This window comes from Streptomyces sp. NPDC001544 (assembly GCF_042894285.1).
In the GTDB taxonomy this organism is placed as follows: Bacteria; Actinomycetota; Actinomycetes; order Streptomycetales; family Streptomycetaceae; genus Streptomyces.
The window spans coordinates 306,339-329,844 of sequence record NZ_JBIAVN010000005.1; the positions used below are offsets into that span (position 1 = coordinate 306,339).

Below are 23,506 nucleotides of genomic sequence, written 5' to 3' on the forward strand. Positions count from 1 at the left end.
CATGGAACAGCTCTCCCAGGGACCCGCGCTGCCCCCCGCCCGCGGACCGGTCTCCGCGGCCGTCGAGGAGTATCTGCTCGGCACGGGCCCGGCGCCGTCCGACGACGCGGTCGCAGGGGCGGACGTGTGGGGGGACGACCTGCAGCTCGCCCTCTACCTCTGCTACGAGCTGCACTACCGCGGCTTCGCGGGAGTCGCCCCGGACCTCGAGTGGGACCCCGGCCTGCTGCGCGCACGGGCGGCGATGGAACGGTGCTTCCTCTCCGCGCTGCGCGCCGGCACACCGGTCCACGACAGCCTCGACGACGCGCTCGCGGAGATCCTCGTGGAGCCCGTCGACGGCTCCGGCGTCAGCCACTACCTGCGCGACGAGGGCGAACTGTGGCACTTGCGCGAATACGCGGCCCAGCGCTCGCTGTACCACCTCAAGGAGGCCGACCCGCACGCCTGGGTGCTGCCGCGCCTGTGGGGCCGGGCCAAGGCGGCGATGGCCGCCGTGGAGTTCGACGAGTACGGCGGCGGCCGTCCCGAGCGGGTGCACGCGCGGCTGTTCGCCGACCTGATGACGGACCTCGGACTGGACACCACGTACGGCCGCTACCTGGACGCGGCGCCGGCAGAGGTACTGGCGACGGTGAACCTCATGTCCCTCTTCGGCCTGCACCGGGAGCTGCGCGGCGCGCTGGTGGGCCATTTCGCCGCGGTGGAGATCACCTCCTCCCCCGGTTCCCGGCGGCTGGCCGAGGCGATGCGCCGCACGGGCGCCGGGCCGGCCGCGGAGTTGTTCTACGACGAGCATGTGGAGGCCGACGCGGTGCACGAGCAGGTGGTGCGCCACGAGGTCATCGGCGGACTGCTCGAGCAGGAGCCGCAGCTCGCCCCCGACATCGCCTTCGGTATCGACGCGACCGGTTACGTGGAGGAACGCCTCGCCCGCCGGCTGCTGGAGCCCTGGCGCGCGGGACGGTCCTCGCTGCGCACTGCGCTCCCCGAGGAAATGAACCATATTTCCTGAATGCCGGGGTACTCGCGTTCCGTGAATTCACTGGTACTCCCGGGTGTGTACGCCCCGCAGGACGACACCGAGCTGCTGGCCGAAGCCCTGGCCGGGGAGCCGCTGGAACCCGGCGCACGGGTGCTCGACGTCGGTACCGGCAGTGGTGCCCTGGCCCTGGTCGCCGCCCGGCGGGGCGCGCGGGTGACGGCGGTCGACGTGTCCCGGCGGGCCGTGTGGACGGCCCGGCTCAACGCGTGGCTGGCCCGGCTTCCGGTGCACATCCGGCGCGGTAACCTCTTCGGTCCCGTGCACGGACGGTCCTTCGACATGATCCTGGCCAACCCGCCGTACGTGCCGGCGCCCGACGCCCGACCGGAGCCACGTGGCCGGTCGCGGGCCTGGGACGCGGGCCGGGACGGCCGTCTGGTCCTGGACCGGATCTGCCGGGACGCCCCCGCGCTGCTGCGCCCCGGCGGGGTCCTGCTGATCGTCCACTCCGCGCTGAGCGGCCCCGACCGCACCCTGGAGCTGCTGCGTGCGGCCGGCCTCAAGGCCGCGGTGACCCGCCGCCGCTGGATCGCCTTCGGGCCCGTCCTGCGGGCGCGGCAGGTCTGGCTGCGCGAGCGCGGGCTGCTGTCGGCCGCCGACGAGAAGGAAGAGCTGGTGGTCATCCGTGCCGAACGAGCCCTCTGACACAGAGCCCCCCACCCCGCTCCGGCGCGTGCGCATGCAGCGGCGGGGCCCCATCCTCGTCGACGGTCCGGTGGAGGTGGAACTGGAGGACGGCACCACGGTGTCCTCGGACCGGTTCCGTGTCGCCCTGTGCACCTGCCGGCGCAGCCGGCGCTACCCCTGGTGCGACACCAGTCACCGGCGCAGGGCCTGAGAGCCACCCGCGCCGGCAGCGGATCCTGAAGTCTTTTCCGGCCGCTTCCCGGACTGCCCAGGGACGGGCAGTCCGGGAAGCGGCCGTGATGCCGGGGGACGGCGGGCGGCCCCACTCCGCCCGTCCGGCCCCCGGTGCGAGATCGCGAGGTCCCCGGACCCTGGTCCGCACTCCCCAGCAGCGGGCCTGTTCCGGTGGTCGTGGAGACCGGGCGATCCCGGTCTCAGAACGCGTAGAGGGAGCCGTAGGCGTCCTTCACACACGCGTTGCCGAAGGTGTGCTCGTAGGAGACACGCTTGCCCTGCCAGACGCCCTCGACCGTGACGACGACGGGGTCGTACAGCTTGGTGCAGAACACGTCGTCGTTGCTCTTGAGGGCGTCGAGGTCGCCACCCGCGCCGCGCAGTTCGGCACAGGCCTCGGCGGCGGCCGGGTGCGTGCCGGAGGCCGTCGGGGCGCAGGACAGGGTGACGGCGCGCTCGGGTGTCGCGGTCGCCGCGCTCTGGCCGTGGCCGGTGGTGAGCACCAGGGCCGAGGGCGCGTAGAGCGACGACGGGGCGCTGACCGGTGCGGCGACGGCGGCCCCGGTCAGGGGAACGCAGACGGCGGTGGCCGTGAGGCCGATGGTCGCTGCCCAGCGCGCGGTGGTTCGCATTGTGTGCATCCTTCCGCTCGATTCGACGGGTCGCCGGCCCGGCCCGGTGGGTGCCGGAAACGGCGTGCGCCACTCTGCCGAGTCCGCCGCCGAAACTCACATCGGACCCATAGGTTTCGGTAACCTTGCGTGTTGAATCAGTGGCGTGAAGTCACAGAGTTCGAACGTTACAACGCCGGAACTGAGCGGTTCTTGATCGCCCCTAGCGGCCATGTGGCTGGATTTCACCGCTTCGTTAATAGGCCTGAAACATTCCGGTTCTGCCGTCGGCGCACTTCCGGGCGCCCCCTTGCGTTCATGTGAATGCAGAGTAATCGTCATTACATGATTACTTCAGAGCAGGAGAAGCTGCGCGGCTGGTTCACCGGCCGCTTGCCCGACGACCTCTTCCAGGACCTGGTCGAGGTGACCGTCGACCGCGAGGAGATCACCGTGATCGGCCGCATCCCCGGGCCCCGGGTCGCCGCGGGCGCCTCGGACGCCGAGCGGGAGGCTGCCGTGCAGGGCCGCGTCCAGGAGTTCCGTGAGCGCACCCGGGAAGCCCGGGTCTCCGTGGCCCGCGAGGCCGAGCACCGCTTCCGCAGGAAGGTCTCCTGGGGCGTGGAGTGCGACGGCGAGCGCGCCCTGTTCACGCATGTGGCGGCACCCGTGATGACCCGGCTGCGCCAACCCGAGCGCCAGGTCCTCGACACGCTGATCGCCGGCGGGGTCGCACGCAGCCGCAGCGACGCTCTCGCCTGGTGTGTGCGACTGGTGCAGCGGCACACCGACGACTGGCTCACCGAACTGCGCGAATCCCTGGAACACGTCCGGCGGGTGCGGGCGCAGGGACCTGACGCGGAGGACACCGGCGAGGAGTGAGACGTCCCGGCGGCCGGAGCGTTGCCGGACCCCTCGGCTACCTTGTCGGCATGACCAACTACGTACTGGTGGCGGGGGCTTGGCTCGGAGCGTGGGCGTGGGAGGAGGTGGCGGCCGAACTGCGCGCGGCCGGACACGACGTCCGTGCGCTGACCCTGTCCGGCCTCGCCGAGAAGAAGGCGGTGGCCGCAGGACAGCAGACGCACGTCCAGGACGTCCTGGACGAGGTGGACAGGATCGAGCACCTCGGTCCGCGGGACGTCGTCCTGGTCGGGCACAGCTACTCGGGGGTGCCCGTCGGCCAGGCGGCCGAACGGATCGGCGGGCGGCTGCGACGCGTGGTGTTCGTGGACTCCAACGTGCCGGTCGACGGGGAGTCGTTCCTCGACGGCTTTCCCAGCGACCACATACGGCAGTCCCTCGACGCGCACGACGGCGTCTGGCCGCCCCTGCCCCCGGCCGCCTACGAGGGCCAGGACCTCGACCAGGAGCAGATCCACCGCATCGTCGCCGAGGGCACCCCGCACCCGGGCGCCACTCTGACCGAACCGGCCGTCCTCAAGCGCCCGTTGGGCGACCTCCCGGCGACCTATGTCAAGTGCGTCCTGGACGGGCGCACGCCGCTGCCCGCGGTCGCCGACCTGCTGAGGAGCGAAAGCTGGGAACTGGCCGAGCTGGACACCGGCCACTGGCCGATGTTCTCCCGGCCCCGCGAACTGGCCCGGATCCTGCACGAGTCGGCCACCGTCGCCTGACCCTGCCCGGCCGCCGTCAGCCGCGCGCCTCCCGCTCCGGCAGTCCGGCCGGCCGGGCGGGCGGCGCCTCGGTGCCGGTGATCGACAGGGAGCCGGGGCTCGCCGACGGCGGGTCGGTGAGCCAGCGCTGGCCGGCCGATCTGTCACGGACCTTCACGACGATGTCGGCGCCGGTGTCCTTCCCCGCGGTGGCCAGGGCGAGGGTCTCGTCCCAGCGGGGCAGCAACTCGCCCTGCACGGTGAGGTCGTAGCGCACGTCGCCGGTCCGGCCCGTCTTCTCGTCCGCGCAGGTGCCGAGGATGACCACCCCGGCGTCCGCGTGCGAGTCGAGGCAGAGGCCGGGATCGGCGGCGCTGCGCAGCAGTCCTTCGGTCTCGTACGTCCACTGCTGGGTGGAGGCCGGCGAACACGCCGCCAGCTCGACGCCCGCCCCGGCCTTGGGGGTGCCGTCGATGTCCAGGCAGAGCCCGGCGGCCGCGTTGCGCAGCCGGGTGCCCCGGGTCGTGGCGGGCAATTGTGCCGCGCCGGGCGGGGAGGGGGAGGCGTCGGGCGTGCTCCGGGCACCGGAGGCACCCGTCGAGGCGACCGGGTCGGTGGTGTCCCCGCCGTCCGGCCACAGGCCGGCCACCAGGGCGGTGGCGAGCAGTCCGGCCGAGGCCAGACCGACTGAGGTGAGCAGGGTCCTCGGCGACGGGGCTGTCCGGGGGACGCGGAGTGCCGACAGGGGCATCCGCCCCAGCATGCGGTGGCGCGCTCCCCCGCCGGGCCGTCCGCCGGTGCGCCAGGAGGCGCCGCGGGTGCGCGGTGCGTCAGAACCGGCCCGTCCCGGGCGGGAGTCGAGATAGCGGCGGGCACCCCAGCCGAGCACGGCTTCGGCGAGCAGGATGCCGGTACCGGCCTCGATCTGGCCGAGTTGCTCGGCGGCGTGCCGGCAGTAGCGGCATTCGGACAGGTGCTGCTGCACGTCGGGCAGCAGGTCGCCGCCGCGCCGGATCGGCACGTCGAGGAGGCGGTTGTAGAAGCGGCAGTCCTTGCTGGGCGCGAGCTCCCGGTGGGCGCGGACGCAGCCCCGCCGGAAGGCTTCCCGGGCCTGCTCCAGCCCGGCCGCCGCGGTGTCGGCGTCCATGCCGAGCAGACCCGCCGGGACGGTGAGGGGCTCGGCCTCGACCTCGGTGTGCCACAGCAGGCACTGGGCGAGCGGCATCAGACCCCGGTAGGAGCGCTCGGCGAGGGCGCGGTTGTCCGGGGTCATGGACTTCACGGTGCGCAAGCCGCGGCCCCCGGCCGGTTTCGCCAGGTCCGGCAGCACCTCGGGCAGGCGGTCGTCGGCCGACCAGTGTGCGGCCGTGTCCCGCACGGTCACCAGCAGCCGGGGCCGCAGCGCGTCGGCCGGTTCACCCAGCGCCAGCCGGTCGAGGACCCGGTGGAAGGCGGTGGCGGTGACCATGCGGACGACGGCGCCCTGGGTGGCGAGGCAGACGGCCGCGTAGTCCTCGGCCGGCTGCCAGTGCCGTGCCATGAGCAGGGCGATGGCGGAGGTGGCCTCTTCGTCCTCCCGGCCGCGCAGTCGTTCGGCGAGTGATTCGTCGGACTCTCCGGGAGCACCGCCGGACGGCGGGTACGGAGGACGAGGGGGGTGGGGGGTGGGCACGGGGTGAATCCTTTGGTGCGTGTGCGCTCGAGTGGCTCACCCTTGCACAACTCACCAAAGCCCAACAAGGCGTTGGACCGCATCCTTACCTCTGACAGAACTTCAGGTCATCGGTCTGGCTTCGCCTGTCCGTGCGCCCCGTGTGAAGCGCGCGCACACGCCGGACCGCCGCGCACGCTCCCCGCGCCCGCCGCCGGGGAGTGCACTGGGAGCCGGCCTGTTCGCGGGCCCCCGCGCAGGACGGCGGCTCTGCTGCGCGATTCCGGCCGCCGGCCGTGTTCCTCCCGCCCTCGGCCGGCGGCCCCGGCCGGCCCGGGGCTTCTTCCCCTGTCGGCGGGGGCGGGTGCCGGACCGGCCGCCGGATCCGGTGATCAGATCTGCCAGGAACGGAGCCGGTCGGCCGCGCCGTAGACGTCGGTCTTGCCGGACATCAGGTCCCGGGCGAGGTCGACGAGGGCCCCGTAGGGCGGGTCGATGCCGGCCCCGCTGACGAACATGTACGACACCGCCGTCGCACAGGCGAACCGCGCGTTGGCCGACGGCAGCGGCCTGAGCAGGGCGAGGGTGTGCAGCAGGGCCGCGGCGCGCCAGGCCGGGTCGGAGTCCACGCCGAGGCGCGGCGGATCCACCCGGTGCCGGGCGACGGCGGCGACCAGCGCCGAGAAGTCGTTGATCGTCGGCTGCTCGGGCAGCACTTCCTCGTGGCGCTGGAGCAGCCACGGCACGTCGATATGGAGGACTGGTGACATGGGTCAGGCGGCCTCGCCCTTGCCGGGGGGTTCGTCGTCCGGGAACGCGGCCGCGAACTCGTCGGCGTGCGTGGCGAAGAAGCGGCGGAACTCCTGGGCGCCTTCCTGCAGGGCGCGGTGCCGGGCGATGTCGGCCGCGGCCGCCTCGCGCACCAGGGCCTTCATCGACGTCCCACGCTCCTTGGCGATCTGCCGCAGGTCCTCTAGCTCGCGCTCGCTGAACTCCACGTTGAGAGCTGGCATGCCCCAAAAATAGCGCGCGGGTACTCAAGCGTAAATACCCCCAGGTCAGACGACGTTTGCAAAGGTACCCGCGGCCGCGTGTGCTATCTCTGGTCCGCCACGAACGAAGCCATCCAGGCCAGGGCCGCGTTCCAGTTGATCGCGGTCTCGTTGGTCGACCAGGACTGGATGTCGTCGATGTAGCAGAACTGGCCGACGCAGCCGAGCAGTCTGCTCTGCGCGTACGGGTCCTGTATGCCCGAGTTGGGGCCGCCGGCGAGGGTTCCCTTCGGCGGGTTCGGGAGGGCCGGGTCGAGTTCGTGGGCGTACCAGCGACTGTGCTCGTTGTGGGCGGCGACCTCGCCGTATCCGGTGACGTAGGAGATGTTGAGCGCGTTGCGGCCGAGGACGTAGTCCATGCTCTGGACCGCGCCGTCGCGGTACTTCGCGGCGCCGGTGAGGTCGTAGGCGGTCGCGATGACGTGGGCGTTGTTGAGGACCTGGGCGTTGGAGCCCCAGTCGTAGCGGTTGCCGTCCGGCGCGTACGGCATGCCGTACGGCTGTGACCTCGCGGTCGCCAGGTAGGTGTCGGCCGCCCTGGTCACCGACCGGCGCACCTTGTCGCGGCCGGGGAGCTTGCTGGGTACGGTCGCCAGGTCCAGACGTCCCGCCGCCGCGGTGCGGCCCCAGTCGAAGCCCAGGCTGCCGAAGATGTCGGCGGTGTGCAGCGGCGAGGAGAGTACGTGGTCGGCGAACTGCTTCTCACCCGTAGTCAGGTACAGCTCGGCCGCCGCCCAGTAGAACTCGTCGGTGGCGTCGTCGTCGGGGTAGGCGCCGCCGCCGGTGCCGTCGTTCGGGTCCGGGTACGTCGTGGGATGGGCGAGGGCGGCCGCCCAGGCCTTGCGCGCGGCCGTCAGGGCGCGGGCGGCGAAGGCGCGGTCGTAGGGGCGGTACAGGCGTGCCGCCTGGGCGGCGGTCGCCGCCAGGTTGAGGGTGGCCTGGGTGGTCGGGGCGTGCAGCTCCCGTTTCTGCGGGTCCTCACTGGGCAGCAGTGGTAGACCGGTCCACTGGGCATCGTGGACCTTGCTGTGCGCCATGCCCGCGAGGGGCTGTCCGTCCGGTACCTGCATCTTCAGCAGGAACTCCAGTTCCCAGCGGGCCTCGTCGAGGACGTCGGGCACCTTGTTGCCGCTCTCGGGGAGGGCGAGGGAGCCGTCACCCAGCTTTCCGGGTTCGCCGGTGCGGGCGTGCAGGGAGCGTTCGTAGGTGCTGAGCAGCTCCCAGGTGGCGATGCCACCGTTGACGACGTACTTGCCGTGGTCGCCGGCGTCGTACCAGCCGCCGGTGACGTCGAGGGTGTAGTCGCACAGGCCCGGTTGGCAGGGGACGTGCGCGTCGCCCTGGTTCGGGGCGGTGTTCAGGTGCCCGGCGGGCCTGCCGTAGCCGGGGCGGAGCGCGTCGCTGATCGCGATGCCGCTGCGCTGTGTGTAGTAGTACTTCAGCGAGTCGCGGCGCAGTTCCTCGTAGGTACCCGTACCGATGTCGAAGGGGCGGCTGGTCTCCCCGTCGGCGACCAGTGTGAAGTCCTTGCCGCGCCGGCGGTAGGTGCCGAAGTCGATCGACTGGACGTTCTGCGCGGAGGAGGCGTCGGTGCCGCGCGGCACGGTCCAGCCGTGGGCGACCGTCCTGCCGCCGGCGTTCCTCAGCTGCCAGGGCAGCCTCGTGGTGGCGTCGGTGACCAGGGTGGCGTTCTTCGGCCCGCCCGGCAGGTAGCCGGCCTGGTTGACCCGGACGCGCGGCCCGGTGTCGGGCTCGTACACCTCTGGCGGGACGCCGCCCAGCAGCGACACGTCGTCCAGGCAGAACCGCCAGGCGTCCGCGGCGCCGCCCACCTGGAAGGCGACCTGTGCCTGACTGGTGTCGACCGGCGAGGTGAAGGTGTAGGAGTAGCCGTCGCCGGAGGGGGTGAGCTGCGGGCTCGTCTCGTACCAGGTGTCGTACGGGGACACCTGGAGCCCGACGACCGCCCGCACCACGTGTCCCTCGGGCGAACCGGACGCCTTGAAGGAGAACCGGTACGACTCCCCCTTGACCAGGGTGATGTCGTTCTGTCCGATGGCCGAGTCCCAGCGGTTGGCCGTGCCGCCGGGCACGTCGGCGCAGAGCCGCCCGTCGGACAGGCCCGCGGTGACGTTGCTGGTCCACCACGGGTCGGCGGTGGTGTCGAAGGTGCCGTTCCGCACCTGTTCGACCTCGTCGGCGCCGGCCTGTGCGGTCGGCAGCGCCGTGAATGCCGCGGCGAGGAGGGCGGTCACGGCGAGCAGGGCGGTTCTGCGTCGTTTCACGGCGGGCTCCTCGAGTGAGGTGGGAGCGCTCCCAAATACGGTCGCAGGCCATGCTGTGTCAGACATGACACGCCGTCAACGGTCCGGACGGGACGGATTCCCGCCCGGACCCACTTGACGCCCCCGACCCACCCGACGCTTGACGCCCCGTCCTAGACGTCGAGCCGGGTGATCCGTACCGCCCCCTTGGCCTCCCCCGGGTGGGCGCTGGTCAGGGTGAGCCGGATGCGTGAACCCCGGACCGCGTCGAAGGTGATCACCGTGGCGGTGTCCGAGGTGGTCGCCCAGTCCACGCGCGAGCCCGTCACCGGCGCGTACTCGGTCCCGTCCCACACGGCGACGTCGACCGACGCGGGCAGCGTGTGCGTCGCGTCGACGGTGAAGGCGGCCTCCACCCGGTCGAAGGTACGGGTGCGGCCGAAGTCGACGGACACCCAGTCCTCCGCCCGGGCCCCGTTGAACGCGGGCAACAGCGCCGTCGCCGACTTCGAGAAGGCGTTGGACCAGCCGGTCGCGGGGTCGCCGTCGAGCATGGCGGCGGGCAGGGTGTCCGGACGCCCGGAGTAACTGGCGTCCGCGTAGGGGAGATCGCGCGGCGCCGGGTGGTCGTCCGGGAAGTCGGGGGCCGGCGTGCGGACCACCGAGCGGGCGGGCTTGGTGCGGACGGTCACCGTGTCCGCCCGCAGCCCCTCCACCCGCGCCGTGACCTTCAGGGTGCCCGGCTTCGTGCCGGAGCGCACGATGGCCAGGGCCTTGCCGTGGAAGGCGGTGCGGGTGCGGGCCTGGTAGCGCTCGGCGCTCTCCTCGCGCCCGTTGTCGAGGCCGGCGAGGGAGCCGCCTCGCACGTCGAAGGCGATGAGGTGCTCGGCGTCGGGCACCACCACCCCGTGCGCGTCGACGATCTCGGCGGTCACGAAGACCAGGGAACGGCCGTCGGCCGCCAGGGATCCGCGGTCGGCGGTGAGGCGCACCGCGTGCGGGGCCCCGGCCGTGCGCAGCACATCACGCGCGACCACCTTGCCGTCCCGCCGGGCCACCGCCTTGAGCTCGCCGGGCGCGAACGGCACCTTCCAGGTCAGATGCAGCTTGCCCGCGCTGCCGTTCGGGCTGGTGTAGCTGCCCGGGTAGGGGCCGCCGGTGAAGGTCTTGTCGTCGCCGGTGGCCTCGGTGGTCTCCAGGTAGGTGCGGCCGTCGGTGGTCTGCTTGGTGTCGAACTCCCGCACGCCCAGTGACTTCCCGTTGAGGAACAGCTCCACGGACGGGACGTTGGCGTACGCCCAGACCTCCACCGTGTCCCCCGGCTCGTGGTTCCAGGTCATCGGCACCAGGTGCACCATCGGTTCGCTCACCCACTGGCTGCGGAACAGGTGGTACATGTCCTTGGGGAAACCGGCGGTGTCGACCGCGCCGAAGAAGGACGCCTTGACCGGGAAGACGTCGTACGGTGTCGGCTCGCCGATGTAGTCGATGCCCGACCACAGGAACTGGCCGGCGAACCACTTGCGGTCCCGGTCCTTCTTGTGGCCGTACTCGCCGCTCATCGTCCAGGAGGCGAGGTTGTTGTCGTAGGAGGAGACCTCCCGCCTGCCGGGTGTGTGGTTCTCGCCGGTGTTGAGGTGCTCGGGCTCCTGGTAGCTGCCGCGGGTCGAGGTCTCGGAGGAGGACTCCGACTCGAAGAGGAACAGCTTCGGGTACTTCGCGTGCAGGGCGTCGACCGACTTGGCGGTGTTGTAGTTGAGGCCCAGGCCGTCCAGCTTGGCGAGCATGAGGTCCGCCGGGGAGCCCGTGGCGGGCACGCCGTGGTACTTGTTCGAGCCGATGACGACCGGCCGGGTGTCGTCCGCCGCCTTGATCGCACCGATGATCCGGTCCGCCATGGCGAGCCCGGCGGTGGTGGTGGAGTCGGGGATCTCGTTGCCGATCGACCACAGCACGACGGCGGGCGAGTTGCGCGCGGCGAGGACCATCTCGGTGGCGTCCTTCTCGCACCACTCGTCGAAGAACCGCCCGTAGTCGTACCTGGTCTTGCCGGTCTTCCAGCAGTCGAAGGCCTCCACCATCATCACGATGCCCAGTTCCTCGCAGACCTCGATCATCTGGGGCGAGGGCGGGTTGTGTGAGGTGCGGAAGGCGTTGACGCCCATCGACTTCATGAGGGTCATCTGCCGGCGCACCGCGTCGATGCTGATCGCCGCGCCGAGGGCGCCCTGATCGTGGTGGAGGTCGACGCCCTTGATCTTGGCGTGGGTGCCGTTGAGGGAGAAGCCCTCGTCCGGGTCGAAGCGGTAGGAGCGGATGCCGAAGGTGGTGCGGTAGGTGTCGGTGGTCCGGCCGCCGGCCCGGAGTTCGGTGACCGCGGTGTAGCGGTGCGGGGCGTCGAAGTCCCACAGGCGGGGACGGGCGACGGCGAGTTCGTGGGTCTCGCTCGCCCTGCCGGAGACGGCCACCGTGGAGGACGTACGGGCGACCGTGCGGCCCCCGGGATCGAGGATCCGGGTCAGGACCCGCACGTCCGTGCCGCCGCCGGTCTCGTTCACCACGTCGGTGCGCACCCGGACGACGGCCCGCTCGGCGGTGATGTCCGGCGTGGTGACGTACGTGCCCCAGCGGGCCACGTGCACGGGGTCGGTCACCACCAGGCGGGCCTCGCGGTAGATGCCGCTGCCGGAGTACCAGCGGCTGCTCGGCAACTGGTTCTGGACCTTGACCGCGAGGACGTTCTTCGTGGTGCCGTCGGTGTGCACCAGGTCGGTCAGGTCGAAGGCGAAGCCGGTGTAGCCGTAGGGGTGCCGGCCCACCTGGGTGCCGTTGCAGTGGACGTACGAGTCCATGTAGACGCCGTCGAACTCCACGGAGATCCGCTTGCCCGCGCAGGCGGGCGGCAGGGTGAAGGCGAGGCGGTACCAGCCGAGGCCGCCAGGGAAGAACCCGGTGCCGCTGGTCGTGCCGTGCTCGGTGGTCGGGGTCTGCTCGATGCTCCAGTCATGGGGTACCGCGACCTCGCGCCAGGCGGAGTCGTCGTACCCGGGGTCGGCGGCGTTCGCGTACGCGCCGGTCGGGTCGGTGATGCCGCCCGGGTCGACCAGCGCGAAGCGCCAGCCATCGCGCAGGGGGACGGTGCGGCGTCCCCCCGCGTCACCGGACGCCTCGGCGGTGCCGAGCGCCTCGGCGGCCCCGGCGGCCGGTGCGCCGAGGAGCGCTCCGGCCGCCGGGGCCGCCGTGGCGGCGACCAAAACCGATCTGCGAGTGACCGTCATGGCGGCTCTCCCTCATCAGGGCCCAGAAGTACTCACAACTGATCGTGAACGCACAGATTCTGACGTGATGCCACAAGGGTCAGTCAAGGGTGCGGGGCCGTACACCTGCCCCACGGGCGACATCGGCCGGATCCGGCCCTTGACGCGGCCCGCGTCCCCGCGGGGGTTGCCTGCAGCGGGACGCACTAGGCTGGACCCCGAGTAACGCCCGTGTTCACAGTGAGTGTGCGCGATGGAGTGCGACCATGAGCCCGGTGTATCCGTTCGACGACGGCGCGACGGCGCGGGCTGTCATCGACGACCGGGGCACCCTGCTGGAGTGGAACGCCGGCGCCCGGCGGCTGCTGGGCTGGAACTCCGCCGACATCCTGGGCCGCTCCGCCGTGACCATGCTGGCCGGCGGGGACAAGGCCCTGCCCTTCGCCCGCGGTGCGGACCGCTGGTACGGCATGGTCACCCTCTGCCACCGTGACGGCTCGGCGGTGTCCGTGTGGGTGCTCGCCCACCACACCCCGCCGAACGGCGACCACCCGGGCCGCTGGCTCGTGGTCACCCCGTTGGACGGGGACGCGCCGCCCTCGCCCGACGACCCACTGGAGCGGGTCGAGCTCCTGCAGTCACCCTGCGCGATCGCCATCTACGACGAACGGCTGCGACTGCGCCGGATGAACGACGCCATGGCCGAGGAACTCGGTCTGCCGCAGGAGCGGCTGCGCGGGCTGCGCATGCCCGAGATCAACGGCCGGCCGCAGAGCGTGGACATCGAGCAGCACCTGCACCGGGTGCTCATCACCGGCCGCGGGTACGACGTGCACTCCCACGTGCCGATCGGCGCCGACGGCCGCGGATACGCCTGGCTGGCCCGCATGGCCCCGATCACCGACGACTCCGGCCGGGTACGGGGGGTGTGCCTCGCCTCCCACGACTTCACCGAGCAGCACCTGGCCCGGGAGCGGCTCCAGATAGTCAACGAGGCGAGCGTGCGCATCGGCACCACCCTCGACGTCGTCACCACCGCCCAGGAACTGGCCGACATGTGCGTGCCGGCGCTCGGCGACTTCGTCACCGTCGACCTGCTCGATCCCCAGGAGTACGGCGGCGAGCCCCCGGCCGGTGTCACCGCCCCGGTCCGGCTGCGCCGGGTCGCGCACCGGTCCCTGCTGCCGGGCACCCCGGAGGCCGTGGCCCAGCCCGGTCAGGCCGACCTCTATCCGGCCTCGTCCCCGCAGGGGGCCTCGCTCACGGCGGGCCGCACGATCATCGCCTCCACGGCCTCCCGCGACCTGGAACAGTGGCTGGCCTGGAGCCCGACGCGCGCCGAACGGGTACGGGAACTCGGCATCCACGCCACGATGTCCGTGCCGATCCGGGCCCGCGGTCTGACCCTGGGGGTCGCGGTGCTCACCCGGTACCGGCGGTCGGGCCCCTTCACCGCGGACGACGTGCTGCTCGCCGAGGAGATCACGGCCCGCGCCGGCGTCTGCATCGACAACGCCCGCCGTTACTCCCGGGAGCGGGAAACCGCCCTCGCCCTCCAGCGCAGCCTGCTCCCCCGCACCCTGCCGCGCACGGCCGCCCTGCTCGCCGCGTCCCGCTACCTGCCCGCGGCGCGTGCCGGGGTGGGCGGCGACTGGTTCGACGTGATCCCGCTGTCCGGGATGCGGGTCGCGATGGTCGTCGGAGACGTCGTCGGCCACGGCATCCAGGCCTCGGCCACCATGGGCCGGCTGCGCACCGCGGTACGCACCCTCGCCGACATCGACCTCGCCCCCGACGAACTGCTCACCCACCTCGACGACCTGGTGCTGCGGCTGGCCGAGGAGTCGGGCGGCGACGGCAGCGGCACCGGCGAGGTCGGCGCGACCTGCCTGTACGCCGTCTACGACCCGGTGTCGCGCCGCTGCACACTGGCCCGCGCGGGGCACCCCGCGCCCGTGCTGCTGCTGCCCGGCAGGGCGCCCCGGCAGATCGACCTGCCGGCCGGGCCCCCGCTGGGCCTGGGCGGACTGCCCTTCGAGTCCGCCGAGCTGGAGCTGCCCGAGGGCAGCGTCCTCTCCCTGTACACCAACGGCCTGGTCGAATCCCGCGACCGGGACGCGGAGACCGGCCACCGGCTGCTGAACGAGGCCCTGGCAGGACACGCGGGCTCGCTGGAGGAGACCTGCGACCGGATCCTGCGCGCCCTGCTCCCCCAGGGCGGCTCGGCCGACGACGTGGCGCTGCTGCTCGCCCGCACCCAGGGCCTCCCCGCCTCCCAGGTGGCGACGTGGGACATCCCGGCCGACCCGGCGCTGGTCGCCCCGATCCGCAAGCAGGTCGTCGAGCAACTGGAGCACTGGTCGCTGAGCGAGCTGGCCTTCACGGCGGAACTGGTGGTCAGCGAGCTGGTCACCAACGCCATCCGGTACGGAGCACGCCCGATCCGGCTACGGCTGATCCAGGACGCGACGACGCTGATCTGCGAGGTGTCCGACACCAGCCACACCGCCCCGCACCTGCGCCGCGCCAAGACCTTCGACGAGGGGGGCCGCGGGCTGCTGCTGGTCGCCCAGCTCACCCAGCGCTGGGGCAGCCGGCACACGGCCGAGGGCAAGACCATCTGGGCGGAGCTGGAGCTGTACCAGGAAGAGCAGTAGGCCGTGGGTCAGGACGCGGTCAGCCAGGGCCGCACCTGCTTGCGGGCCTCGTGCAGCCGGGACTTCAGGGTGCCCAGCGGGATCCCGATACGCTCGGCGACCTCGGCGTACTCCAACTGGCAGATGTCCCGGTAGACCAGCGGCGCGACCAGGTGCGGGTGCTCCCGCTCCAGGCGGTCCAGCGCCTCCAGCAGGTCGATGCGGGAGCCCGCGATGACACTGGTGGTGCGCGGGTCGACGTACGCGGCGGGCTCGATCGCGGCCGGCTGCTCGGCGGCCCACCGCTTCAGCTCGCGGTACTTCTGCCGGGCGCAGTTGGCGACGACGGTGTACAGCCAGGTGCTGAAACGGCTGCGGCCCTCGAAGGTGGAGATCCGCCGGGCGATCTGCAGCAGCACGTCCTGTGCGGCCTCCTCCGCGTCCTCCCGGCAGGGCAGGAAGCGTCCGCAGCGCCGGACGGCCTCGGGCCGCACCTGAGCCAGCAACCGCTCCAGGGCCGCCGGATCACCCGCGGCGGCACGCCGGGCGAGGTCTTCGGTCAGCGCCGCGTCGTACACCGCAGGTCCCCCTTGGATCCGATCTCCGAGCAGGCATGATAGTCGTATGCACTCCCTCGAGCGGATCGGCCGCTACCGCCTGCAACGCCGCCTGGGCTCCGGCGCGTTCGGCACGGTGTGGCTCGCCCACGACGACCAGCTCGAGGCTCCGGTGGCGGTGAAGGTCCTCGCCGAGAACTGGTCGCACCGCCTCGACGTCCGCGACCGGTTCCTGTCCGAGGCACGCCTGCTGCGCAAGGCCGACTCCGGCCGGGTGGTGCAGCTCTACGACATCGGTGAACTCCCCGACGGCAGGCCGTACTTCGTCATGGAGTACGCCGACGCCGGCACCCTCGCCGACCGGCTGGCCGACGGCCCGCTGCCGGTGCCCGAGGCGCTGCGGCTGACCGCGCTGGCGGCCCGCGGCGCGGCGGCCCTGCACGACGCGGGCATCGTGCACCGGGACGTCAAGCCGAGCAATGTGCTGCTGCGCACCGCGCCGGACGGCAGCCTGCGGGTGCTGCTGGCAGACCTGGGCCTCGCCAAGAGCCTGGCCCAGGCCTCGGGGCTGACCCTGGCCGCCGGTTCGGCCGGGTACCAGCCGCCGGAGCAGGCCGAGCCCGGCACCGGCATAGACGCCCGGGCCGACGTCTACGCTCTGGGCGCGGTCGGCTACGAGCTGGTCACCGGCGTGGTCCCGGGTCCGCCGGGCCGGGTCGTACCCCCGCGGCGGCTGCGCCCGGACCTCGCCGACGAGGAGCAGCGCGCCCTGATGCGGGCGCTGGAGCCGGACCGCGAGCGGCGCTGGCCGGACGCGACGGCGTTCGCGGACGAACTGGACCGGCTGGCCGTGCGGGCGCCCGCCGCCCCGCGACGGCGCCGGCTCGACGGCGTGCGCGGGAGGATCGGCGCCCTCACCCTCACGGTCGCCGCGGTCCTGGCCGCCGTGGCCGCGGCCGTCACGGTGACGCTGGTCCACGGGCGCTCCTCGGCCGCTTCGCCGCCCGACGAGGTGCGGGTCGAGGACTCCACCGGCCGGATCGCGGCCGAGGTGCCCTCCGGCTGGGGCCGCCAACTGCGCGACGCCGGCTGGGACCCGAAGGCGCTGGGGTTGGCCTCGGGGCACGAGCCGGGGCTCGCGGTCGCCGACGACCTCGCGAAGTGGCCGGACCTCGGTGCCGGGGTGGACGGGGTGTTCGTCGGCCTGAGCGAACACGGCGACGTCACCGCGAAGGTGAACGCGCTCGCCCACGGCGGCTGCCACTACGACGGCAGCCGCGCCTACACCGCCGCGGCGTGGCAGGGCCGGATCCGCACCTGGAGCGCCTGCCCGGGCGGCGGCTCGATCAGCGAGACCGCGCTGCGCCCGGCGAACGGCACGGCACAGCCTCAGGCGTATGTGCAGATACGCCAGACCGGGGAGGCCGCCGACGCGACGGAGCGCATACTCCGCTCCCTCCGGGTCACCTGACGGGTGACACGCACCGACCGGAGGGGAAGACCCAAGGGACACATCCCACGCAGACGCCGCACGGAAAACACCCGTGCGGAAGGAATCCGTACGGAAGAACGGGCGAAAAAGCCGCGCGGACCGCGAACTTCGCGGCCGCTCGGCGCATCGGACTCTCATGACGGCGCACGGGGCGCCGCGGACACCCGCCGACAGGGCGCGTGCCACGACCTTGCAGGAGTGTTGAGAGACATGGCGTACACCTCCCGGTCCTTGCGTGGAGCGGCCGTGCTCGGCAGTGCGGTCGCCGTACTGGGCCTCATGAGCGCATGCGGCGACGACACGGGGGGCGGTGCTCCGCAGAAGGTGCCGGGCAACGCCTCCCCCGCGTCGGACGGGCCGACGGGTGCGACGACGCACACCTCGGGCGGCAGCGCCCCCGCGTCGCCGAGCGCCGCGTCCCCGGCCGGCACCCCGTCGTCGCGGCAGCCCACCGCCACGGCGGGCACGGGTGGTGACGGCACGGTGGACGCGGCCAGGAGCACCCGCTGCCACACCTCGGAGCTGAGTGCCGCCGTGGGCCGCAACAACCCGGGCGCGGGTCAGGAGAACTTCCCCGTCGTGCTCACCAACAAGTCCGCCCGCACCTGCACCCTGCACGGCTATCCCGGCGCCGCCTTCGTGAACGCCTCCGGCGCCCAGCTCGGCCCGGACCCCAAGCGCTCCTCCGGCAAGGCCGCCACGGTCACGCTGAAGCCGGGACAGAGCGCGTGGGCCGGCCTGAGCTTCTCCAACCCGGAGATCAGCGAGGCGAGGACGGCGACGCCCGCCGCGCTCCTGGTCACCCCGCCGGACGAGCGGGACCAGCTCAAGGTGAAGTGGACGGCCGGTGCGGTGCCGGTGTCCGGCAACTCCTCGTCCGTCTTCCTGACCGTCATCGCTCCCGGCACCGGCGCCTGATCCACCCGCAGGCCCGCCCGCACGGGCCCTGACCCGGACCCCGCCGCCACTCCCCCGGGCGGCGGGGTTCGTCATCGCCGCGTCCCGACTGTCACAGGACGGGAACAGGCACCGTCCGCCCCGATCTTTTGGCCGCAGCCGCCCATCGAACCCGTCGACCGCAACAGCGATGAGGCCCCCGACGGGGCCGCGACGAGGAAATCGGGGACGAGACATGAGCGGCATCTCACGCAGGCGTCTGCTGACCGCGGGAGCCACGGCGGGCACCCTGGGCGCGCTCTCGGCCTGCTCGGCCGGGGGAATGTCCCTGGGGGGCGGCTCCAAGGGCGGCCGGAGCACGGCGCAGGCCCGGCCGCTGAAGAAGATCGGTGACGGGTCCACCGCCGACACCGGGGCCCAGCCGCACCAGCCGAAGGCCACGCGGATGAAGCCGGGTACCCGGCCGCCGCAGTTCGTGGTGTTCTCCTGGGACGGCGCGGGCGAGCTCAGCAACAGGCTGTTCTCCCGGTTCCGCAAGGTGGCCGCCGACCACGGGGCGAAGATGACCTTCTTCCTCAGCGGCATCTACACGCTGCCCGAGTCCAAGAAGCACCTCTACCACCCGCCGCAGCACCCGGTCGGCGCGTCCGCGATCGGCTACCTCGCCGACCGGCACATCCACGCCACGCTCCAGCAGGTGCGTTCGGCCTGGCTGGAGGGCCACGAGATCGGGACGCACTTCAACGGGCACTTCTGCGGCGCGGACGGGGTGCGCAACTGGTCGAGCGCCGAGTGGCGCAGCGAGATAGACCAGGCGGTCCGCTTCGTCACCGAGTGGCGGACCAACACCGGCTTCACCGATCTCGACCCGCTGCCCTTCGACTACCGCAAGGAGCTGATCGGCGGCCGCACCCCCTGCCTGGAGGGCCAGGCCGCGCTGCTGCCGACGGCGGCCGCGCTGGGCTGGAAGTACGACGCCAGTTCGCCCGGCGGGCTGCAGATCTGGCCTGGCAAGGTGCAGGGCAACCGGATCTGGGACTTCCCGCTGCAGTCGATACCCTTCTCCGGCCACTCCTTCCAGGTCCTCTCCATGGACTACAACATGATGTACAACCAGTCCGCCGGAAACCCGCTGGGCGACCGCTCCCGGTACGACGCGTGGCGCGCGCAGGCCCGCGACACGTACCTGGCGGGCTTCCACCGCGCCTACACCACCAACCGCGCGCCCTTCTTCGTCGGCAACCACTTCGAGCGCTGGAACGGCGGCATCTACATGGACGCCGTCGAGGAGGCCATCGGCCGGATGGCCGAGTACGACGACGTGCGCTTCGTCTCCTTCAAGCAGTTGGTGGCGTGGCTGGAGGCGCAGGACCCGGCCGTCCTGCGCCGGATGCGCACGCTCGGCCCGGGGCAGTCCCCGGCCGGCGGCTGGGCGGAGTTCCTGGGCGCGGCGGGGACGGGGGCGTCGTAGACCTCTTACCGACGTCTGCTTTCATGGGCGGGCACTCGTCGATCACCGAAGCGAAGGACCGAGCCCTGAACACCCCGCTCGCCGAGGCCCTGTCGATCGTTCTGCTCGTCGCCGTGCTCGCCTGGGCCGTGGTGCGGCCCTTCGGCTGGCCGGAGGCGGTGCTTGCCGTTCCCGCGGCCGGGATCGCCGTCGCCACCGGCGCGATCTCCGTGGACCACGCCCGGGCCGAGGCCGAGCGGCTGGGCCCGGTGGTCGGGTTCCTGGCGGCGGTGCTGGTGCTGGCGCACTTCTGTGACGTCGAGGGCCTGTTCGAGTGGTGCGGGGCGTGGATGGGCCGCCGGGCGGCCGGGCGGCCGGTGCGGTTGCTGACGGCGGTGTTCGCGCTGGCCTCGGTGATCACGGCGGTGCTCAGTCTGGACGCGACTGTGGTGCTGCTGACGCCGGTGGTGTTCGCCACGGCCGCCCGTACGGGGGTACGGCCCAAGCCGCACGTCTACGCCTGCACCCATCTGTCGAACACGGCGTCGCTGCTGCTGCCGGTGTCCAATCTGACCAACCTGCTGGCCTTCACGGCGAGCGGGCTGGGCTTCACCCGGTTCGCCGCGCTGATGGCGCTGCCGTGGCTGGTGGCGATCGGCGCGGAGTACGCGGTGTTCCGGCGGTTCTTCGCCCGTGACCTGTCGGCGGCGGCCCCGGGCTCGGACGAGGCCGGGGAGCCGCCCGGACTGCCGCTGTTCGCGCTGGTGACCGTGGCGTGCACGCTGGCGGGGTTCGTGGTGGCGTCCGCGGTCGGCGTCGATCCGGCGTGGGCCGCGGCGGCGGGGGCGCTGGTGCTCGCCGGCCGGGCGCTGCTGCGGCGGCGGGCGACGCCGATGACGGTGGTGCGGGCGGCGGCCCCGGGGTTCCTGGCGTTCGTGCTGGCGCTGGGGATCGTGGTGCGCGCGGTGGTGGACAACGGGCTCGCCGACGCGCTCGGGCATGTGCTGCCCGGCGGTACGGGGCTGCCGGCGCTGCTCGGCACGGCCGCGCTGGCCGCGGTCCTGGCCAACCTGATCAACAACCTGCCCGCCGTGCTGGTCCTGCTGCCGCTGGCCGCGCCGGCCGGGCCCGGTGCCGTGCTGGCGGTGCTGCTCGGGGTGAACATCGGCCCGAACCTGACGTACGCGGGCTCGCTGGCGACGCTGTTGTGGCGGCGGATCGTGCACCAGCACGACCATGATGTGGACCTCGGGGAGTTCACCCGGCTCGGACTGCTGGCCGTGCCGTCGGCGCTCGTCCTGGCCGTGGTGGCACTGTGGGGGTCACTGCAGGTGGTGTGAGACAGCGGGTGTGTGAGACAGCAGGTGTGCGACCGAGGGAGGCCGACCGCAATGCGTGTGATCGTGTGGCTCGTCGAGGGCACCTGGCCCGCCTGCGTGGACGCCGTGGGCACCCACGCCCCGAACGCGTCCGACGTGGTGCTGCTGCATGTCAGCGGACCGGATGTGCCGGGCGTCGCGCACGGCGCCTTCGCGGGGCTGCTGGGCCGTGGCCGTCCGAACCGGGATCCGGGCACCCGGCTGGAGGGCCTCGGCGGCCGCTCGGCCGCGGAGCTCCTTCAGGCGGCGGCCGAGCGGCTGGGGCGGCCCTGCACCCGGCTGGAGCGGGCCGGGCGGGTCGAGCGGGAGGTGGTGGCCGCCGCCGAGGGCGCCGATCTGCTGGTACTGGCCCGCGACGGGGACCGGGCGCGCCTCGGGCCGCACAGCCTGGGCCCGGCCGTGCGCTTCGCCGTGGACCACGCCCCGTGCCCGGTACTGCTGGTGTGGCCGGAGGCGGCCCCGGCCCTGACCACGATGCCGCCCGCCCCTGGGCCGCACCACTGAGGACGGGGTCGCCTGCCTCTGGGGGATCGGCTGGAGGGTCAGCGGCCCCCGTGGCCGAAGCCCGAGCCGTCTCCGTAGCCGGTGCCGCCACCCCACCCGCCGCCGTACTGGCCGCCCCGTCCGTCGCCGTACTGGCCGCCGTTCCGGCCGCCCCAGCCGCAGTAGTACGGGTTGTAGGCGCACATGTCGGTGGAGGCGGTGCTCGACGGCGTCGGCTTCGCACTCGGCGAGGCGGCAGGCCGGGGGCTCGACGGGGTGGGGGCCGGCGAGGGGGTCTTCGCGGACTTGGGCGTGACCGGGGCCGAGGACGTGGCCAGGGGCGCGCTGTCGGCGTCCCAGTTGACGTTCTGCATCTGCAGGTCCGACTTGGAGGTGTCGATCACCCAGCGCTGGACGTCGCTGTCCACACGGGTCTTGACGACGAGGGCACCCGCGCCGTCGGTGGCCGCGGGGGCCAGCGCCAGGTCCTGCTCCCCGCGCGGCACCAGGGCTCCCTGGAGGGTGAAGTCGTAGCGCACATTGACGCCGGACGCGGCCGTGCACGGGGCGAGCTGGACCGAGTAGCCGAGGTGGGAGTCGAGGCACAGGCCGGGATCGGCGGCGCTGCGCAGCTGCCCGTCGGTCTCGTACGTCCACTGCTGGCTCGCCGTCGAGGAACAGGTGGCCAGCTCGGTCTCGGCGCCCTCGACGGCCTTCTTGCCGACGACGCCGACGCACAGGCCGGAGGCGAGGTTGTGCAGCCGGCCGCGCAGGGTGCCCTTGGCGGTCTGGCCGGACCCGACCCAGGACGGGTTCGTGGTCGAGGAGCCGGAACCGGGCTTCTTGCCGTCCTTGCCGCTCGCGGCGGGGGCGGCGCCGTCGCCGGAGCCGAGCACCGTCCACAGCACCAGCGGCAGCACGACCAGCCCGCTCACGGTGGCCACGGCCACGGAGAGGTTGCGCCGCCGGACACGGCGGGCGGCCCGCTGCGCGGAACGGCGGGAGGCGGGGCTCGAGGTGTCGGCGGCCGCTTCCCCGTCCGGGGCGGACGCGCGAGAGGTGCTCCGGCGCCTGCTCCGGGGCGCGGTGCCGCCGGAGCCGGGGCGCTCGGCGCGGCGCGCACCACGGGGCCGGCGGGGCTCACCGCCGGACGCGGCCGGGGCGGCCCCGTCGTCCGCCATGAGGACGGGTTCCGGGGCGACCGGGGACGCGCCGCGCGGCGGGGCCGCCGCGGGGTTGGTGAAGGGAGCGCCCGTGAAGGCTCCCGGGGCCGGATCGGTGAAGGACTCACCGCCCGCCAGGCCGGGTGCCGCGCCGGTGAGGGGACTGCCGCCGGTGAGGCCCGCCGCGATGGCGGCCGCGTGCTCGTCCCCGGCCGACGGGGCGCCGCCTTCCTGCCCGGCGGGCGCCTCGGCGCGGGCCGCCCGGGACTCGACGTAGGCCGCGGCGCCCCAGCCGAGCACCGCCTCGGCCAGGGAGAGGCCGAGCCCGGTGTTGAACCCGTCCAGCTGGTCGGCGGTGTGCCGGCAGTGCCGGCAGCCGTTCAGATGCCGCTGGAGGTCGGGGTCGACGTCGACGCCGGCCCGCCGGTAGGTCACGTCCAGCATCCGTATGTAGCGCAGGCACTCGTCGTCCTCGGCGAGTTCGCGGTGGGCCTGCAGGCATTCGTCGCGCAGCCGCTCACGGGCACGCCCGAGTTCCACGCGGGCGCCCTCCTCGTCCAGGCCCAGCAGCGCGGCGGGGGTCGCGAGGGGTTCGGCCTCGACCTCGGTGTGCCACAGCACGGCGCGGGCGGACTGGGGCAGCCGCTGGAACGCGCGGGAGATCAGTCGCCGGTAGGCGGGGGGCAGCATCCGGACAGCGGCGCGTTCGCCGTCGCCGGTGCCGGAGCGCAGCTCGGGGTGGAGGAGTTCCTGCCGGCCGTCGTTGTCCCATTCCGCCGCGATACGGCGCACGGTCACCAGGAGTTCGGGTCTCCAGGCCGAGGTCGGCCCCGCCTGCCTGATGGTGGCGCCGAAGAGCCGGGTGAAGGCAGCGGTGGTGAGCATGCCGGCCGCACGCGGTCCGTCGGTGCACAGCCGGGCGTAGGCGAAGGCCGCTTCCCAGTGCCGGTCGAGGAGTTCACCGACGGGATGCAGCGCGGGCGTCGCTCCTGTCCACTTCTTCAGCTCCGCGCTGAGCTGCTCGTCAGGGACGTCGAACGGCTGAGGCGGAGTGGGGGAATTCGACAGGCCTGCGTCATTCACCGGTGCATT

The 23,506-nt window shown here is 73.0% G+C and carries 19 protein-coding genes; 11 read left to right on the plus strand and 8 right to left on the minus strand.

The genetic code is table 11. From position 1 onward, the window contains the following. The first annotated feature begins 1 nt into the window (after window position 1). The 3 genes from ACFY0F_RS16465 to ACFY0F_RS16475 are packed head-to-tail and all read left to right on the plus strand — an operon-like array spanning window position 2 to window position 1,883. Window positions 2-1,015: an iron-containing redox enzyme family protein gene (locus ACFY0F_RS16465; protein WP_388793728.1), complete on the plus strand. Its 1,014-nt coding sequence runs from the start codon at window positions 2-4 to the stop codon at window positions 1,013-1,015. Continuing rightward, window positions 1,016-1,690: a HemK2/MTQ2 family protein methyltransferase gene (locus ACFY0F_RS16470; protein ID WP_388793730.1), complete on the plus strand. Its 675-nt coding sequence runs from the start codon at window positions 1,016-1,018 to the stop codon at window positions 1,688-1,690. Then, on the plus strand, window positions 1,671-1,883 hold the full coding sequence (locus tag ACFY0F_RS16475) for a CDGSH iron-sulfur domain-containing protein (protein ID WP_388793732.1): 213 nt from the start codon (window positions 1,671-1,673) through the stop codon (window positions 1,881-1,883). The genes ACFY0F_RS16470 and ACFY0F_RS16475 overlap by 20 nt, the downstream gene beginning before the upstream one ends. Before the next feature lie 223 nt (window positions 1,884-2,106). Here ACFY0F_RS16475 and ACFY0F_RS16480 read toward each other — a convergent pair whose 3' ends face one another. Then, window positions 2,107-2,538, minus strand: a complete 432-nt coding sequence (locus ACFY0F_RS16480) for a protease inhibitor (RefSeq protein WP_388793734.1) — start codon at window positions 2,536-2,538, stop codon at window positions 2,107-2,109. Between the two features lie 324 nt (window positions 2,539-2,862). On the opposite strand from ACFY0F_RS16480, the gene ACFY0F_RS16485 reads away from it, so the two are divergent. Next, a complete protein-coding gene (locus ACFY0F_RS16485) occupies window positions 2,863-3,399 on the plus strand; it encodes a hypothetical protein (RefSeq protein WP_388793736.1) in 537 nt (178 codons plus the stop codon). A 50-nt stretch (window positions 3,400-3,449) separates the two neighbouring features. Beyond that, on the plus strand, window positions 3,450-4,154 hold the full coding sequence (locus ACFY0F_RS16490) for an alpha/beta fold hydrolase (protein ID WP_388793738.1): 705 nt from the start codon (window positions 3,450-3,452) through the stop codon (window positions 4,152-4,154). Window positions 4,155-4,170: 16 nt separating this feature from the next. Here the strand turns inward: ACFY0F_RS16490 and ACFY0F_RS16495 are convergent, their stop codons facing one another. The 5 genes from ACFY0F_RS16495 to ACFY0F_RS16515 all read right to left on the minus strand — a co-directional run bounded on the left by ACFY0F_RS16495 (window position 4,171) and on the right by ACFY0F_RS16515 (window position 12,378). After that, window positions 4,171-5,805, minus strand: coding sequence for an RICIN domain-containing protein (locus ACFY0F_RS16495; RefSeq protein ID WP_388793740.1), 1,635 nt, complete (start codon window positions 5,803-5,805; stop codon window positions 4,171-4,173). 371 nt (window positions 5,806-6,176) lie between these two features. Beyond that, complete coding sequence (locus ACFY0F_RS16500; RefSeq protein WP_388793742.1) at window positions 6,177-6,554, minus strand: toxin Doc; 378 nt, start codon at window positions 6,552-6,554, stop codon at window positions 6,177-6,179. Window positions 6,555-6,557: 3 nt separating this feature from the next. Beyond that, window positions 6,558-6,797, minus strand: coding sequence for a hypothetical protein (locus tag ACFY0F_RS16505; protein ID WP_388793744.1), 240 nt, complete (start codon window positions 6,795-6,797; stop codon window positions 6,558-6,560). Window positions 6,798-6,880: 83 nt separating this feature from the next. After that, window positions 6,881-9,121: a glycoside hydrolase family 9 protein gene (locus tag ACFY0F_RS16510; RefSeq protein ID WP_388793746.1), complete on the minus strand. Its 2,241-nt coding sequence runs from the start codon at window positions 9,119-9,121 to the stop codon at window positions 6,881-6,883. A 152-nt stretch (window positions 9,122-9,273) separates the two neighbouring features. Further along, on the minus strand, window positions 9,274-12,378 hold the full coding sequence (locus ACFY0F_RS16515; RefSeq protein WP_388793748.1) for a glycoside hydrolase family 2 TIM barrel-domain containing protein: 3,105 nt from the start codon (window positions 12,376-12,378) through the stop codon (window positions 9,274-9,276). 245 nt (window positions 12,379-12,623) lie between these two features. Between ACFY0F_RS16515 and ACFY0F_RS16520 the strand changes: the two genes are divergently transcribed. After that, entirely contained in the window at window positions 12,624-15,014 is a 2,391-nt protein-coding gene (locus ACFY0F_RS16520) for a SpoIIE family protein phosphatase (protein WP_388793750.1), read from the plus strand. 8 nt (window positions 15,015-15,022) lie between these two features. Here the strand turns inward: ACFY0F_RS16520 and ACFY0F_RS16525 are convergent, their stop codons facing one another. Beyond that, complete coding sequence (locus tag ACFY0F_RS16525; RefSeq protein WP_388793752.1) at window positions 15,023-15,571, minus strand: RNA polymerase sigma factor; 549 nt, start codon at window positions 15,569-15,571, stop codon at window positions 15,023-15,025. A 46-nt stretch (window positions 15,572-15,617) separates the two neighbouring features. Between ACFY0F_RS16525 and ACFY0F_RS16530 the strand changes: the two genes are divergently transcribed. From ACFY0F_RS16530 to ACFY0F_RS16550, 5 genes are all read left to right on the plus strand, one after another. Next, window positions 15,618-17,021, plus strand: coding sequence for a serine/threonine-protein kinase (locus tag ACFY0F_RS16530; RefSeq protein ID WP_388793754.1), 1,404 nt, complete (start codon window positions 15,618-15,620; stop codon window positions 17,019-17,021). Window positions 17,022-17,252: 231 nt separating this feature from the next. Further along, window positions 17,253-17,960: a DUF4232 domain-containing protein gene (locus tag ACFY0F_RS16535; protein ID WP_388793756.1), complete on the plus strand. Its 708-nt coding sequence runs from the start codon at window positions 17,253-17,255 to the stop codon at window positions 17,958-17,960. Window positions 17,961-18,174: 214 nt separating this feature from the next. Next, window positions 18,175-19,410 (plus strand): hypothetical protein, encoded by a 1,236-nt coding sequence (locus ACFY0F_RS16540; RefSeq protein WP_388793757.1) that lies wholly within the window; start codon window positions 18,175-18,177, stop codon window positions 19,408-19,410. Window positions 19,411-19,433: 23 nt separating this feature from the next. Then, the gene (locus ACFY0F_RS16545; RefSeq protein WP_388793759.1) at window positions 19,434-20,729 is read left to right on the plus strand and encodes an arsenic transporter; all 1,296 of its coding nucleotides are present in this window, start codon (window positions 19,434-19,436) and stop codon (window positions 20,727-20,729) included. A 51-nt stretch (window positions 20,730-20,780) separates the two neighbouring features. Further along, complete coding sequence (locus ACFY0F_RS16550; protein WP_388793761.1) at window positions 20,781-21,272, plus strand: universal stress protein; 492 nt, start codon at window positions 20,781-20,783, stop codon at window positions 21,270-21,272. A 38-nt stretch (window positions 21,273-21,310) separates the two neighbouring features. On the opposite strand, the gene ACFY0F_RS16555 is transcribed toward ACFY0F_RS16550, so the two are convergent. After that, window positions 21,311-23,497 carry a ricin-type beta-trefoil lectin domain protein gene (locus ACFY0F_RS16555; protein WP_388793763.1) on the minus strand — a complete coding sequence of 729 codons (2,187 nt, stop codon included), beginning with the start codon at window positions 23,495-23,497 and terminating at the stop codon, window positions 21,311-21,313. Between the last annotated feature and the right edge of the window lie 9 nt (window positions 23,498-23,506).